We start from the raw sequence: 13,426 nt of genomic DNA on the forward strand, positions 1-13,426 counted from the left end.
CGTCTCGTCCTCAGCGGCCCAGCAGGCGCTTCTCGGCGTCACCGCCGGCGCGCACGAAGGCGATATTGGCCGAGACGACCTTGGCGGCGGCCTTGGCGCTGGTCGTCGTGCAGGCGCCGGTGGTCTCATCGATCATGTAGGCCTTGAAGCCCGCATCGCCGAACGCCTTGAACCACTGCGCCGGGGTCTGGCCGACGCGCGCCAGGTGCTCGGGGCCGAACTCGGCGAGAATGGCGAGATCCGGGTTCTTGGCGATGACGCCCGTCATGCCGGCCAGCACGTCCAGCTCGGCGCCCTCGACGTCGATCTTGACCACGTCCAGCCGATTGGCCGGCGTCACGTCGTCGAGCCGCACGACCTCGACCTCGATTGTCCTGGCCTCTTCGGCGTCCGGCAGGGCGTAGAGCGAGCTGTGGCCGATGATGTCGCTGACGTGGAAGGTCAGACGGCCAGGCGTCTCGCCCACGGCCTGATCGCGCACCTCGACCCACGACAGGCCATTGAGGTACTTCATCTTTTCCAGGTTCGAGCGCGGGATCGCCTCGGGCTCGAAGGCGATGACGCGACCGCCGGGTCCCGTCGCCCAGGCCATCACCAGCGTCAAGAGGCCGATATTGGCGCCGACATCGGCCACTACCATGCCCGGCTGGATCAGGCGTCGCAGCACGTCGCCGGTGCCGGGCTCCAGGCCACGGCTGGTGGCGTTGGCCAGCATCGTCACGAAGGTCGGCAGGTTGCGCGGCGCCAGCACATAGCCGTCGCGCATGCGGATGGCCATCGAGTCGTCATCATAGGCGATGAGCGGCCGCTGCTTGATCTCCAGCTCATCAAAGCGGGGGCCGAACAGGGCGGGGAGGGTTTCGACGCGCGTCAGGGCGGTCTGTCCGACCGTCTCGATCATGTGGAGGCGCTCGGTGTGCGCGCGGGCGATCGTGCCCTGCTCCACGGCCAGTTGGCCTTGCTGGAGGGCGAGAGCGTCCTGCGTCGTCAGAAGGGCGGCCAACTGCTGGCCGTGCCCATTGGCCAGCGCGGCGAGCGCGGAGACCGAGCGGCCGTGTTCGAGGGCCAGGGCTTGCAACTGGTGTTCAAGCTGAACGACATGAAGCCGGGTATGGCGCAGTTCCTCCAGCAGCGCCTGGCTCAAAGCGCGCTGCTCGCCCAGGTCATGCAGCACCGGCGCCTGCAGGTATCGCCGCGCATAGTCGGCGACGCGGCCGAACAGCTTGGCGGCGATCCGTCGGGGCAGGGCGAGCCGACGCCGGCCTGCCGCTGCGGGCGCGTCCTGGGCGGGTGCGCCGTGGCTGGCCAAGGGGGCCTGCTCGCCGCCCAACGGCGCGACCGCGTCGTTCCGCGAGGGCGAAGCAGCCATGGCGGATCGTATCGCAAGATCAAGGCGTAGCGGACGCAAGGGGATTCTCGTGAACTGAAACGACGGCGTCCGGCCATGAACGCCGGATCGGCCGCGACTATGGCAGGCGCGAGGTCGCGAGGCGAGGGATAGCGACGGCGCTTGAGGGCAAGCCGCCGCGTCGCGGTCCTAGGTCAGGCCGTCGTGATGCAGGAACGCCGTTTGCGCGCCCACCAGATTCACCGAGCTGCCGTCGAAGAAGGTGAACGTCATGCTGGTCATGTGGTCGATCGACTCAGGCGCGGACGTGACGCGGCTGTCGAAGATAACGACCTGCAGACCCTTGAGCATGATCGACACCTGCTCGGTGTGGGCCACGAAATACTCGACGAACTGCTTGACCAGCTCCTGGCTCGCAAAACCGCTGAAGGCCGGCAGAGCAGGCTTGGCGGGGGCCACAGGCGGAGGCGCGGTCTCCACGGGCGTCGGAGTCGGCGTCGGGGCCGAGCTGTCCACCGGGGTGGGAAGGTTGTCCTGGCCGGTGGGCGGCGCCACGACCGGCGGCGTCGGCGTCACGGGTTCCACGTCGCTCGGCGCGTTCGGAGCCGTCGTCGTAACAGTGTAGTGCGGGCCCCGCTCGATCAGATCCAGGAGGATCTGCGGCAGCTTCTCGACCTCGATGACCGCGATCTGCTCAGACGCAGCGCCGGCCACCAGGGTGCGCACCAGGTGCACGGCCTCGACCTCGGTCCAGCCGCCTTGGGCGAAGCGCACGTCGATCGTCCACTGACCGATCTGCGACAGGCTCAGGGCGGCGCTGTCAGCGCCGCCGGACACCGCGCCGCCGGCCACAGTGCTGCGGGCGTAGGCGAGGGTGTGCTCCGGCGTGGGCAGGGTGCTCATCAGAGCCACCAGCGCCAGGACCGACGACACGGTCTCGGCCGGCGTCGGGGCGGGAACGCTGACCGGCGTCTCGCTGGTGTGACGCGCACCCAGGCTGACGGCGCTCTCGCTGGTGTAGTCGCTGAAATCCAGCGCCATCGCCGCCTCGGCGATCGCATCACGCGCGGCCGGGGCCAGCGTAGCGGACTCGACCTTGATCTCGGTGGCCATCATCGCGGCGGCCAGGATCATCACGGCTTGGCTGACCGGAACCTGGGCCGAGGCGTTCGCGCCCGGCGCGGCGACGACGCCCCCGACGATGCTGGCCGGCGAGCTGGTGCTCAGCAGGGTTGGCCGATGGGCGCTCGAGGGCGTCGTCGTCGCGCCGCTCTCGGCCGCCCGGGCTTCGCCGCTCTTGAAGAAGGCGGTGCCGACGATCGCCACCAGCAGGGCGGCGGGGTGGATCGAGACGTTGTCGCCGCGCTCGGGCCGCTTAATCAGCGGGTGACGGGCGACCATGTTGCGCACCAGGGCGCTGAAATCGAGGCCGCGCGCGACTTCTTCGTAGGCGGGGCCGGCGATGATGTACTCACCGTCGATCCGCGCGAAGTGGATCACCACTTCATTGTCGTCGGCGCGATAGAAGATGAACCAGGGATCGTTCTCGTCGCTCATCCCGCGGTCGGTTCCGACGCGGATGCCGGCGCGGATCAGCGCGCTCTCAACCCGGTAGAACTCGGCCAGCTCCTGCTGCGTCCAGTCGCTGTAGCTCGGCTGGACGCGCGGTGCGCGCTGAAAGAACGAAAGGACCTGTGCGGCCATGCGTTAAACGCTTCCCCACGCGTTGAGACGGAGACCGACTACGGACGATCTCCTTTACACTAACCTAACTATTCCTCGCCGAACAGGATTTCGTAGGTGATGGGATCGTAAAACCGCATCAGCTCCCGCACGAAAGCACGTTCCGGCGTGCCCAGGGCAATGGCCCAGTCGCGATAACGGTCCGGCGGAATGCGACCGCGGCCCGTCTCGAGCTGCGAGATGAACGTGTAGTAGTCCGCGCCGACCTTGGCCGCGAGTTGGCGTTGCGAGAGACCGGCGGCCTCGCGCATCTCCTTGAGCCATCGGCCACCTTCGCGGCGGAGGTCCTGGACCTCCGGGGCGCTACGACGCTGTGGGTTGCCGTACATATATAAAGCCTTGCTAGCCGAGAGACGCACATGCCAGCACGCGCGTCAGGCGAATTTGGACCCCTTGTATAGCGCATTCCGGAGGGGGGTACAAGGAACGCTATATAGCCATTTTGCTGTACCGGTTACGAAAATGCTGTACGGCGCCATTTCGGGTATTGTGGACGTATGTCGTTTGCTCTATAGGCATCACTGCTCCCATGCGCGCCAAACGGTCGCAGGGGGTGTGGGATTTACTTTGGGAGACAAGCCAAATGGCTTACACACTGACCCAGCTCGAAACGTTCTTTAAGAACGCCAACGCTGGCACCGCCGCGACCGCCGCTCAAATCACCGGTCTGCAAGGCATCGCCAACCAAAACGCCACGGGCGTGTTGACCGACGCAGCCGCGCTGCAATCGGCCATCGACCTGGCCTCGGACGTGACCACCGCGGTCAGCATCCAGACCTACCAATTCTTCACCGGCAAGGCGCCGAGCGAAGCTGGTCTCGCCTTCCTGAACGCCGCTTATGTCGGTTCGGGCGTGCAAGCCGGCCTGAACGGTGAAAACCGCTACATCGCCCAGTCGGTCTCGCTGGCCCTGGACAACCCGGACGCGGAAGCCAAGTTCGCCGCCACCTACGGCTCGCTGTCGATCATCGAAGCGACCAGGCCGCCTACAACGTGATCGTCGGTAACTCGGCCGCCGCCGCTGCTGGCATCAACGTCGACGCCGCTGTCGCCTTCCTGACCAGCGCTTCGTCGATCGCCTACTACACCGCCTTCGTGAAGGCCAACGTTCCGGGCCTGCTGGCTTCGGAAGTTGACCTGGCCGTCAAGGCCGCCGTGGTCGGTTCGATCATCTACAACGCGACCGTGTTCAACAACGGCGCTGGCGTCGGTTCGTACGCCACGGCCGCCAACAACCTGGTCAAGGACCTGGCTGACGACGGCAAGCTGGTGAACAACAACACCGCTGGTATCGACCTGTTCACCGCCTATCCGGTGGTCCCGGGCGTCGGTTCGACCTACGCTCTGAGCATCAACGCCGACACCCTGACGGGCACCGGTGGCAACGACACCTTCACGGGCGTCGTGAGCGCTACTGCCAACACCACCACGGCCACCACCGGTGACGTGCTGAACGGCGGCGCTGGCACCGACACCCTGAGCCTGACCGTCGCCTCGACGGCCAACCCGGGTCTGCTGCAAACCTCGAGCATCGAAACGGTCACCGTTCGCGCTCTGGGCGATGCGACCATCGACCTGCTGCTGGCTAACGATATCGTCAACCTGAACAGCACGGGCGGCACCAACGACCTGACGGTGAACAACGCTCAGGTCGCTACGACCTTCGGCGTTTCGAACACCATCACGACGGGCGGCGCCACCGCTGACCTGACTGTCAACTTCCGCGCTGTTGACGTTCTCGGCACCGCCGACGTCGCCAAGCTCAGCGTTGAGTCGGCTGGTTCGTCGGTTCTCGCGGCCGGTCAAACGGTCCCGACCGTCACCGAATCGGTCCTGACCGTCGGCGCTGGCGTTGAAGCCATCTCGCTGGCCACCAAGGGTTCGAACTGGGTCAACGTTGTTGGCACCGCCACGGTCGACAAGCTGACCGTGACCGGCGACGGCGTGAACACGATCACCGTGGGCACCATGAAGGCCGCCGCCACGATCGACGCTTCGACGTCGACGGGCACGAACACCTTCGCCCTGGGCACCGCCCTGTCGACCGGCGACGTCGTCACCGGCGGTACGGGCGCTGACACCGTCTCCTTCACGGCTTCGAACACCGCGTCCGTGACGATGTCGGGCGTCGAAACCCTGCAGGTCAACGGCGGCACGGCCGTCACGACCTTCAGCGCCAACCCGAACCTGACCTCGCTGAACGTCCGCAGCACCGACGCGACCACGGTCGCTGGTCTGACCACGCTGTCGAACCTGAACTATCAGGGCACCCAGCTGGCGGCTTATGCCGGCACCTCGGGCAACGTCTCGCTGAACACCGCTTTCGCGGGCGCCAGCGACGCTCTGGCCATCAACGTTGGCAACCGTGGCGTCACCGCCAACGGCGGCTACAACATTGGCACCCTGAAGGTGTCGGGCGTTGAAGGCATCACCCTGACCCAGACCGACATGCTGGCCACGGGCACGACGACCGCTGTCATCCACGACACCGGCCTGAAGACCCTGACCGCCACGACCCCGGGTAACCTGGCTCTGACGCTCAGCACCTTCGCCAGCAACGCTCCGGGCTTCTCGGGCACCGCCAGCACCACGGGCAGCAACTCGGTCACCTCGATCGACCTGAGCGCCGTCGTCGGCACCGGCAACATGACGTTCGAAGCCGGCACCTTCGCCGCCGCTGCGACCGTCAAGGCCGCGACCGGTGGCAGCAACTTCACGTTTGGCGCTGAAACCGCCTCGGACGTGATCACCGTCACGGGCGGTAACGGCGTTGACTCGATCACCACGGGTAACGCGGGTACGTTCACGGTCACCCTGGGTGGCGGTGCGACGAACACCTTCGACGGTTCGGCTCTGACGGCTGCCGCCAGCGGCAACACCGTCAACGTGACGGGCGGCGACGGTGCTGACACCATCACCGGTGGCGCCAACGTCGACACCATCGTCGGCGGCGCCGGCAACGACATCATCACCGGTGGTCGTGGCGCTGACGTCATCAACGGTGGCCTGGGCGCCGACACCTACCGCGTCGCGGTTGGCTCGGCTGCTGTTGCCGCCACGGGTGAAACCCAAACGATCACGGCTGCTGTCAACGGCGCCGGTAACGTTGCTGGCACCTACGTCATCGCCGTTGGCGGTGGTTCGACGGTCCAGTTCACGACCGACGCGACCCCGACCGCCGCTGAGTTCGTGACCGGTATGGCTGCTGCCCTTACGGCCGCCGCCGCTGGTCGCTACACGGTGTCGACCGCTGGCGCTGACATCACCCTGACGTTCGCGAACACCCTGGGTAACGTCGCCAACACGACGGTTCAGGTCTTCAACAGCGCCACCGCCGCTGGTGCGACGGCTGCTCTGACGAACGGCCTCGACATCACCGTGACGAACACGACGCAAGGCGTGAACGCTGTGGCCGCTGTCGACGCTGACTCGACCTCGACCGCGATGGACCAACTGACGTTCGTGTCCAACTCGGACATCATCGACGTTGTGGCCGGCGCGATCGTGATCAACGGTGGCGACGCCGGTACCGCCGCTGCTGCTGGCAACGCCAACATCTCGGCGACGGGTCTGGCCACGTTCCACGTCAACGACAACACCCTGGCTCTGAAGCTGACGGCTATCGCCGCCGACCTCGCCGCCGGTGGTGAAGCTGCTCGTGAAGCCGCGGTCTTCGTTGACCAAGGTCAAGCCTATCTGTTCCTCAGCGACGGTGTCGCTGGTTTCAGCGCTGGCGACGCCGTGATCCAACTGGTTGGTATCACGACCCTGGCGAACGGCATGACGCTGTCGGGTGGTGGCGACATCACCGCCATCAGCTAAGCTGGAAGTTTGGCGCTCCCTCGAAAGAGGGAGCGTTCGACCTCATGAAACCCCGGCTCTTCGGAGCCGGGGTTTTTTGTTGGGCACCTAGATCTACTGTGTCCACAACTGCACAGGGTTGTCTGGGATAGTCGTCGTCAGCGGTGCGTGCGCTTGGCTCTGGCCCGTCACCGATGGTGTGTCAGGCGCCAGCACAAACCCCCTCAGTATCTTCGCCCAAGGCTCGGGCGCGCTCTCGACCAGCGGTTCCGGAGGAGCCAGCGGTGGCGACATCACCGCGATCGTCTAATAACGATTGAGGGACGGCATGGCTTCGGCCATGCCGTCAGTCTAAAGGAAGGCCGCCTTGTCCTCGGACAGGGCGGCCTTTTCTTTTGCGCGCTGAGATGCGATACGCAGCGCTGTAACTCGCGCTTGGGGCGATAGGTGGTTCACTGATGACTCAATTGAGCCATCTTTACGTGTTGCTGGTCCGATCCTCTGCAACCGCGCACTCAAACCTGCTGTTGTCCGCCCTCCTTTAGGCTACCGATGTCCATTATCTCCTCCGGCGCCAAACCCACCGTGCTCGACGCGGCGGTGAAGGTGGCCAAGCCTGCGGTGATCGCGGCGCTGGTTTTCAGCTTCTTCATCAACCTGCTGGCGCTGGTCAGCCCGCTGTACATGCTGCAGGTCTATGACCGCGTCCTGACCAGCCGCAACGTCGCCACCCTGGTGGTCCTGACGTTGATCTGCGTGTTCCTGTTCCTGGTCTACGGCGCGCTGGAAGCGCTTCGGACCCAGGTTCTGGTGCGCGGCGGCTTGAAGTTCGACGCCATGGCGCGCGATCCGATCTTCCGCTCCGTCCTCGACTCCACCCTGACCCGGCGCGGCGCCGGCGGTCAGGCGTTCCGCGACATGGATCAGGTGCGCGAGTTCATGACCGGCGGCCTCATCGCCTTCTGCGATGCGCCCTGGACGCCCGTATTCATCATCGTGTCGTGGATCCTGCATCCCTTCTTCGGGATCCTGGCGATCATCGCCAGCGTGATCATTTTCTGGCTGGCGGTGATGAACGATCGCGCCACCAAGAACCCCATCCAGCTGGCGACCGTCGCCTCGATCGCCGCGCAGAGTGATGCGAACGCCACCCTGCGCAACGCCGAGGTCATGAAGGCCATGGGCATGTGGGGCGGACTGCAGGCCCGCTGGCGCGCCCGTCGCGACGAGCAGGTGGCCTGGCAGGCCGCCGCCAGCGACGCCGGCGGCGCGGTGATGTCGGGCATCAAGGTGTTCCGCCAGATCGTTCAGACCCTGATCCTGGGCGGCGGCGCCTATCTGGCCATTCACGGCGAGATCTCGCCCGGCGCGATGATCGCCGGCTCGATCCTGGTGGGTCGCGCCCTGGCCCCGATCGAAGGCGCCATCGGCCAGTGGAAGGGCTTCATCGGCGCCCGTGGCTCGTGGGACCGCCTGCAGCTGATGCTGCGCGCCGAGTCCGACCGCACCGACCACATGGACCTGCCCGAGCCGCGCGGCGTGCTGTCGGCCGAGGCCGCCTCGATCATGCCGCCCGGGGCCCAGGCCGCGACCATGCGCCAGGCCAGCTTCCGCCTCGACGCCGGCACGTCGCTGGCCATCGTCGGCCCCAGCGCGGCGGGCAAGTCCTCGCTGCTGCGCGGCATTGTCGGCGTGTGGCCGTGCGCGGCCGGCGTGATCCGTCTCGATGGCTACGACATCAAGCAGTGGGACCCCGAAAAGCTGGGTCGTCACGTGGGTTACCTGCCGCAGGACATCGAGCTGTTCTCCGGCACCGTGGCCCAGAACATCGCCCGCTTCGGCGAGTTCGAGGCGCATGACGTCATCGAAGCCGCCAAGATGGCCGGCGTCCACGAGATGATCCAGGCCCTGCCCGACGGCTACGACACCGCCATCGGCGAAGGCGGCGCCTCGCTCTCGGGCGGCCAGCGCCAGCGTCTGGCCCTGGCCCGCGCCCTGTTCCGCTCGCCGGCCCTGATCGTGCTGGACGAGCCCAACGCTAGCCTCGACCAGGTGGGCGAAGTGGCGCTGACCCAGGCCATGGCCAAGCTGAAGGCCGCCAAGCGCACGGTCGTGTTCGCCACGCACAAGGTGAACATCCTGAGCCAGGCGGACTACATCATGGTCGTCAATCAGGGGGTGATTTCGGACTTCGGAGAACGAGACGTGATGCTGGCCAAGCTGATGGGCGCGCAACCGCCCCAGCCGCCCCAGCCGCCGATCCCCGCGCCGCAGCGCGCGAACTGACGTCCGCCGTTCCCCCTTTTCCCGGCGCCGGTTCACCGGCGCCTCTTAGGCTCAAGCTCACATGAAGCCCGCTCAGATCCAGCGTCCGACCGATAACTACAAGGGCGTCGCCCGCATTGGCTACGCCGTCATCGCCTTCACCTTCGTAGGGGTCCTGGGCTGGGCCGCGTTTGCGCCGCTGGACAGCGCCGTGATCGCCAGCGGCGTCGTCAACTCCACCAGCAACCGGCAGACCGTTCAGCACCTCGAAGGCGGGATGCTGCGCAAGATCCTGGTGCGCGAGGGCGATCGGGTGAAGGCGGGTCAGGTGCTGTTCCAGCTGGACCCGACCCAGGTCGACGCCGCCGCCGGCATCACCCGCGCGCAGTACGTCTCCTTGCGCGCGCTTGAGGCCCGCCTGGTCGCCGAGCGCGATCAGCGCCCGACGATCAGCTTCCCGGCGGACCTTCTGGCCCAGCGCGCCGACCCCGCCGTCGCGCGCGCCCTAGCCGACGAACAATCGCAGTTCACCGAGCGCCGCCAGACCATCCAGGGCCAGGTCGACCTCTTCAACGCCCAGAAGGCGCAGTTCGAGAGCGAGGTCGACGGTATCGACCGTCAGACCCAGGGTCTGAGGGAGCAACTGGGCTTCATCCAGGACGAGCTGGGCGACCTGCGGAAGATCTACGAAAAGGGCCTGGTGCCGCGGCCGCGCCTGTTGGCGCTGGAACGCGAACAGGCCTCGCTGTCGGGCTCCATCGGCAAGCTGACCGCCGACCGGGCCAAGGCCGTGCAAGGCATGGGCGAGACCCAGCTGAAGATCCGTCAGATTCGTCAGCAGTTCTTCGAACAGGTCAGCGAGGCGATCTCCGAGACCCGCGTGAAGCTGGCCGAAGTCAGCGAGCGCGAGATCGTGGCCGCAGACGCCCAGCGCCGCGTGAACATCGTCTCGCCGGTCACCGGCGTCGCGCAGGCGTTGCGCTTCTTCACCGAGGGGGCCGTGGTGCGGCCGGCCGAAGCGCTGGTGGATATCGCGCCCGACGAGCGCAGCTTTGAGATCCACGCCCAGTTCGCGCCGACCGATGTGGACAATATTCGCAAGGGCATGATCACCGAGGTGCGGTTGCCCTCGTTCCACTCGCGCGAGGTGCCGATCCTGAACGGCAAGATCGTCTCGATCTCGCACGATCGACTGACCGATCCCGAGGGTAAGGTGTCTTACTTCCTGGGCGTGGTGACGGTGGACATCAAGCAATTGCCGCCGCATCTGCGCGGCAAGGTCACCGCCGGCATGCCGGCCCAGGTGATCGTCCCGACGGGCGAGCGCACTGTGCTGCAGTACCTGTTCTCACCGCTACGAGACACCCTGCGCACGACGATGCGCGAGGAATAGGGCTAGGATTTCAACAGCCTGATTTGCAACGCTTTTCGGACGGCGGCGTGGGCGATGTAAAATCGCCGGCGCTGCTTTCCATTCGCGGGCAATAGTGTAGTCAGGACCCTTCGTTGTTACTGGAGTCGGCGAATACGCATGGCGAAGACGGCTTTGATCACCGGGATCACCGGTCAGGACGGGGCGTATCTCGCCAAGTTGCTGCTTGAGAAGGGCTATACGGTCCACGGCATGCTGCGTCGCTCGGCCTCGGCCGATGTGATCGGCGACCGCCTGCGCTGGATGGGCGTCTATGACGACATCCAGTTCGAGCTGGGCGACCTCTTGGACGCCGGCGGTCTGGCGCGCCTGGTGCGCCGCCTGCAGCCCGACGAGGTCTACAACCTCGCCGCCCAGAGCTTCGTCGGCGCGTCGTGGGAGCAGCCGCACCTGACGGGCTCGGTGACGGGCCTGGGCACGACCAACATGCTGGAGGCCGTCCGTCTGGAATGCCCGCAGGCGCGCTTCTACCAGGCCTCGTCGTCCGAGATGTACGGTCTGGTGCAGCACCCGATCCAGTCGGAAACGACGCCGTTCTACCCGCGCTCGCCCTATGCCGTGGCCAAGCTGTATGCGCACTGGATGACGGTGAACTACCGCGAGAGCTTTGGCCTGCACGCCTCGGCCGGCATCCTGTTCAATCACGAAAGCCCGCTGCGCGGCATCGAGTTCGTGACCCGCAAGGTCACCGACGCGGTGGCGGCCATCAAGCTTGGCCAGCGCAAGACCGTCGACCTTGGCAACCTCGACGCCCAGCGCGACTGGGGCCACGCCAAGGACTATGTCGAGGCCATGTGGCTGATGCTGCAGCAGGAGACGCCGGACGACTACGTGGTCGCCACCGGCAAGACCTGGACCGTGCGCCAGATGTGCGAGGTGGCCTTCGCCCATGTCGGCCTGAACTACCAGGACCACATCACGATCAATCCGAAGTTCCTGCGTCCTGCGGAAGTCGACCTGCTGCTGGGCGATCCGGCCAAGGCCAAGGCCAAGCTTGGCTGGGAGCCGAAGACGACCATGCAGGAGATGATCGCCGAAATGGTCGAGGCCGACATCGCGCGGCGCTCGCGCAACTGATGGGCGCAACCCTCGACATCGGGGGCGTCGTCATCGTTGGCGGCGGGGGCCACGCCAAGGTGGTCATCGAGAGCCTGCGGGCCAGCGGTCGGGCCGTGGCGGCGATCATCGACGCCGACCCGACGCCGCGCGAGGTGCTGGGCGTGCCCGTGGTGGGCGACGACCTGGCCCTGCCGACCCTTCGCGGGCAGGGGCTGTCGGCGCTGTTCGTGGCGATCGGCGACAATCGGCTTCGCCAGAAGTTGGGGCGCAAGGCCCGCGAACACGGCTTTTCGCTGGTCAACGCCATCCATCCTTCGGCGGTCGTGTCGCCCAGCGCGCGTCTGGGCGAGGGGATCGCGGTGATGGCGGGTGTGGTGATCAACGCCGAGAGCTGGATCGACGATCTGGCCATCCTCAACACCGGCGCTGTCGTCGACCATGACTGCCGCCTGGGCGCGGCCTGCCATCTGGGCCCCGCCTCGGCCCTGGCGGGCGGGGTGTCTGTGGGAGAGCGGGCTTTTCTCGGTGTCGGCGCCCGGGCCATACCCGGCGTATCGATCGGCGCCGACACGATCGTCGGCGCCGGCGGCGTGGTCGTGCGTGACCTTCCGGACGCGGTCCTTGCGATCGGCGTGCCGGCCAAGATTAAAGGAGACCGTTCGTGAGTGATCTGCCGCGCATTTCCGTCGCCGCGCCGCGCCTCGACGGCAACGAACGCGACTATGTGCTGGAGTGCCTGGACTCCACCTGGATCTCGTCGGCCGGCCGCTTCATCACCGATTTCGAACGGGCGTTCGCCGACTACTGCGGCGTGAAGCACGCGATCGCCTGCAACAACGGCACGACGGCGCTGCACCTGGCCCTGGTGGCGATGGGGATCGGCCCCGGCGACGAAGTCATCGTGCCCAGCCTGACCTATATCGCCTCGTGCAATGCGGTGACCTATTGCGGCGGGACGGTGGTGCTGGTCGACAACGACCCGCGGACGTTCAACATCGATCCGGCGCTGATCGAGGCCAAGATCACGCCGCGCACCAAGGCGATCATGCCGGTCCACCTGTATGGTCAGGTCGCCGACATGGATCCGATCCTCGCGATCGCCAAGAAGCACGGCCTGATGGTGATCGAGGACGCCGCCGAGGCCGTGGGGGCGACCTACAAGGGCAAGATGTCCGGATCGCTGGGCACGTGCGCCACCTTCAGCTTCTTCGGCAACAAGATCATCACCACCGGCGAGGGCGGGATGATCACCACCAACGACGACGAGCTGGCGCGGGTGATGCGCCTGTACCGTAGCCAGGGCATGGACCCGAACCGCCGCTACTGGTTCCCGGTCGTCGGCTTCAACTATCGCATGACCAACATCCAGGCCGCGATCGGCCTGGCGCAGCTGGAGCGCGTCGATGCGCACCTCGCGGCCCGCGAGCAGGTGGTGGCCTGGTACGAGGAAAAGCTGGCGCGCCTGGGCAACCGCGTGATCAAGCCGCACGTCGAGCCGACCGGTCGTCATGTGTTCTGGATGTACACGGTGCGTCTGGGCGAGGGGCTTTCGACCTCGCGCGACCAGGTGATCCAGGATCTCGATGCGCTGGGCGTCGAGAGCCGCCCGGTCTTCCATCCGATGCACGTGATGCCGCCCTATGCGCATCTGGCCACGGACGATCTGAAGATCGCCGAGGCCTGTGGAGCCGACGGCTTGAACCTGCCGACCCACGCGGGTCTGACCGAGGCCGACATCGACCGCGTCATCGCGGCGCTGGACCAGGTGCTGGTCTAGC

At 66.5% G+C, this 13,426-nt stretch carries 10 protein-coding genes; 7 read left to right on the forward strand and 3 right to left on the reverse strand.

From position 1 onward, the window contains the following. Positions 1 to 10 precede the first annotated feature (10 nt). The 3 genes from CA606_RS04980 to CA606_RS04990 all read right to left on the reverse strand — a co-directional run bounded on the left by CA606_RS04980 (position 11) and on the right by CA606_RS04990 (position 3,420). The gene (locus CA606_RS04980; protein ID WP_096052128.1) at positions 11 to 1,369 is read right to left on the reverse strand and encodes an FkbM family methyltransferase; all 1,359 of its coding nucleotides are present in this window, start codon (positions 1,367 to 1,369) and stop codon (positions 11 to 13) included. A gap of 168 nt (positions 1,370 to 1,537) precedes the next feature. After that, positions 1,538 to 3,052 carry a hypothetical protein gene (locus CA606_RS04985; protein WP_096052127.1) on the reverse strand — a complete coding sequence of 505 codons (1,515 nt, stop codon included), beginning with the start codon at positions 3,050 to 3,052 and terminating at the stop codon, positions 1,538 to 1,540. Between the two features lie 68 nt (positions 3,053 to 3,120). Next, entirely contained in the window at positions 3,121 to 3,420 is a 300-nt protein-coding gene (locus CA606_RS04990; RefSeq protein WP_096052126.1) for a helix-turn-helix domain-containing protein, read from the reverse strand. A gap of 254 nt (positions 3,421 to 3,674) precedes the next feature. Between CA606_RS04990 and CA606_RS04995 the strand changes: the two genes are divergently transcribed. The 7 genes from CA606_RS04995 (at position 3,675) to CA606_RS05025 (ending at position 13,425) form a co-directional block, all read left to right on the forward strand. Further along, positions 3,675 to 4,088 (forward strand): hypothetical protein, encoded by a 414-nt coding sequence (locus CA606_RS04995; RefSeq protein ID WP_096052125.1) that lies wholly within the window; start codon positions 3,675 to 3,677, stop codon positions 4,086 to 4,088. Next, a complete protein-coding gene (locus tag CA606_RS05000) occupies positions 4,085 to 6,913 on the forward strand; it encodes a beta strand repeat-containing protein (RefSeq protein ID WP_096052124.1) in 2,829 nt (942 codons plus the stop codon). Before CA606_RS04995 ends, CA606_RS05000 begins: the two co-directional genes overlap by 4 nt. A 531-nt stretch (positions 6,914 to 7,444) precedes the next feature. Further along, a complete protein-coding gene (locus CA606_RS05005; protein WP_096052123.1) occupies positions 7,445 to 9,178 on the forward strand; it encodes a type I secretion system permease/ATPase in 1,734 nt (577 codons plus the stop codon). Positions 9,179 to 9,239: 61 nt separating this feature from the next. Next, entirely contained in the window at positions 9,240 to 10,550 is a 1,311-nt protein-coding gene (locus tag CA606_RS05010; protein WP_096052122.1) for an HlyD family type I secretion periplasmic adaptor subunit, read from the forward strand. Positions 10,551 to 10,688: 138 nt separating this feature from the next. Next, a complete protein-coding gene (gene gmd, locus CA606_RS05015) occupies positions 10,689 to 11,666 on the forward strand; it encodes a GDP-mannose 4,6-dehydratase (protein ID WP_096052121.1) in 978 nt (325 codons plus the stop codon). After that, positions 11,666 to 12,313, forward strand: a complete 648-nt coding sequence (locus CA606_RS05020) for an acetyltransferase (RefSeq protein ID WP_096052120.1) — start codon at positions 11,666 to 11,668, stop codon at positions 12,311 to 12,313. The genes gmd and CA606_RS05020 overlap by 1 nt, the downstream gene beginning before the upstream one ends. Further along, on the forward strand, positions 12,310 to 13,425 hold the full coding sequence (locus CA606_RS05025; RefSeq protein ID WP_096052119.1) for a DegT/DnrJ/EryC1/StrS family aminotransferase: 1,116 nt from the start codon (positions 12,310 to 12,312) through the stop codon (positions 13,423 to 13,425). The genes CA606_RS05020 and CA606_RS05025 overlap by 4 nt, the downstream gene beginning before the upstream one ends. The last annotated feature ends 1 nt before the right edge of the window (position 13,426 follow it).

This window comes from Caulobacter vibrioides, assembly GCF_002310375.3.
GTDB classification, from domain to species: domain Bacteria; phylum Pseudomonadota; class Alphaproteobacteria; order Caulobacterales; family Caulobacteraceae; genus Caulobacter; species Caulobacter vibrioides_D.

Bases quoted from the DNA above. Each gene is read 5' to 3' on its own strand.
- CA606_RS04980 (WP_096052128.1), bottom strand. From the start codon at position 1,369: ATGGCTGCTTCGCCCTCGCGGAACGACGCGGTCGCGCCGTTGGGCGGC.
- CA606_RS04990 (WP_096052126.1), bottom strand. From the start codon at position 3,420: ATGTACGGCAACCCACAGCGTCGTAGCGCCCCGGAGGTCCAGGACCTC.
- CA606_RS05010 (WP_096052122.1), top strand. From the start codon at position 9,240: ATGAAGCCCGCTCAGATCCAGCGTCCGACCGATAACTACAAGGGCGTC.
- CA606_RS05020 (WP_096052120.1), top strand. From the start codon at position 11,666: ATGGGCGCAACCCTCGACATCGGGGGCGTCGTCATCGTTGGCGGCGGG.
- CA606_RS05005 (WP_096052123.1), top strand. From the start codon at position 7,445: ATGTCCATTATCTCCTCCGGCGCCAAACCCACCGTGCTCGACGCGGCG.
- CA606_RS04985 (WP_096052127.1), bottom strand. From the start codon at position 3,052: ATGGCCGCACAGGTCCTTTCGTTCTTTCAGCGCGCACCGCGCGTCCAG.
- gmd (WP_096052121.1), top strand. From the start codon at position 10,689: ATGGCGAAGACGGCTTTGATCACCGGGATCACCGGTCAGGACGGGGCG.
- CA606_RS04995 (WP_096052125.1), top strand. From the start codon at position 3,675: ATGGCTTACACACTGACCCAGCTCGAAACGTTCTTTAAGAACGCCAAC.